Here is a 1196-nt window from a genome sequence, read left to right as displayed (position 1 = left end):
CCGCAGCCTGAACCGCATCCACCGGACCGTCCGACCCACCCACCGACACCGCACCACGCGTCACCACCCACAACGGACCCCCCACACCCGCATCACCCAACGCCTGCACCAACACCAGGGAGGCAGATACCGCCAACGGCACTCCGTCGTACGGGACTTCGCTGGCCGGGGCGTTGCCGGCGAAGGACAGCAGGGACACCACCCCGGTCACCGACCCGAGGCCCTCCAGCCGCCCGGCAAGGTGAGCACGGTTCATGTCCGGACCCGGTTCGCACGTCCACCACACGACGTCGGCGCCCGCAGCCGTCAGGGCGTCCCGGACCGAACCGGCCCAACCGTCCTCCGCGAGAGCGTCGGGGACGACCACCAGCCAACGCCCGGACAGCGTCCCGCCACGGGGCAGACCACTGATCGCCTGCCACTGCACCCGGTACAGGTCACCGTCCAGCTCGGCCTGTTCGCGGCGCTGCCGACGCCAGGAGGCCAGGGCGGGCAGCACCGCACCCACCGTGTCCGCCTCCAGGTCCAGCTCCCCGGCCAGCGAGTCCAGATCCTCCCTCTCGACCGCCTCCCAGAACCGGGCATCGACCTCACCACCCGCTCCGGCCACCACCTCCGGCAACGCCGGAGCCGGCCAGAACCGCCGACGCTGGAAGGCGTACGTCGGCAGCTCGACAGTGCCCGCAACGCCATCGCCGATGACCGCGGTCCAGTCGACCTGGCCGCCCGTCACGAAGACACCGGCGAGCGCGGACAGCAGCGACCCGGTCTCGGAGCGGTCCTTTCGCAGTGTGGATACCAGCAGCGGGACGTCGCCGTCCGCCCTGCTCGTGTCCTCCAGCACCGCCTGTGCGAGGGCGGTGAGGGTGCCTTCGGGGCCGAGTTCCAGGAAGCGGCACACGCCCAGCCCGTCCAGGGCCCGTACGGCATCGGCGAACCGCACCGTCGACCGAACGTGCTGCATCCAGTAGTCCGGCGAGGTGAGCTCGTCACCGGTGATCTCCTGGCCGGTGACCGTGGAGACGATCGGCAGTCGCGGCCGCTCGTAGGAAAGGGCTTCTACGACCTTCCGGAAGTCGGCCAGCATCGGCTCCATCAGCGGCGAGTGGAAGGCGTGGCTCACCCGCAGCGCCGTGACCTTGCGGCCCTCGCCGCGGAAATGCCCGACGATCTCCTCGACACCCTCGGCGTCGCCC

1 protein-coding gene is annotated in these 1196 nt (G+C 71.1%); it reads right to left on the bottom strand.

Going from position 1 to position 1196, the window contains the following annotated elements; all coding sequences use genetic code 11:
- A partial coding sequence (locus tag JS756_RS35785) for an acyltransferase domain-containing protein (protein WP_205387436.1) occupies positions 1–1196 on the bottom strand: 1196 nt, incomplete at both ends.

It is taken from the genome of Streptomyces actuosus (assembly GCF_016921115.1).
Taxonomy (GTDB): domain Bacteria; phylum Actinomycetota; class Actinomycetes; order Streptomycetales; family Streptomycetaceae; genus Streptomyces; species Streptomyces actuosus_A.
Note: the sequence above shows the minus strand (reverse complement) of the source record. Positions and strands in the feature narration are given on the sequence as shown.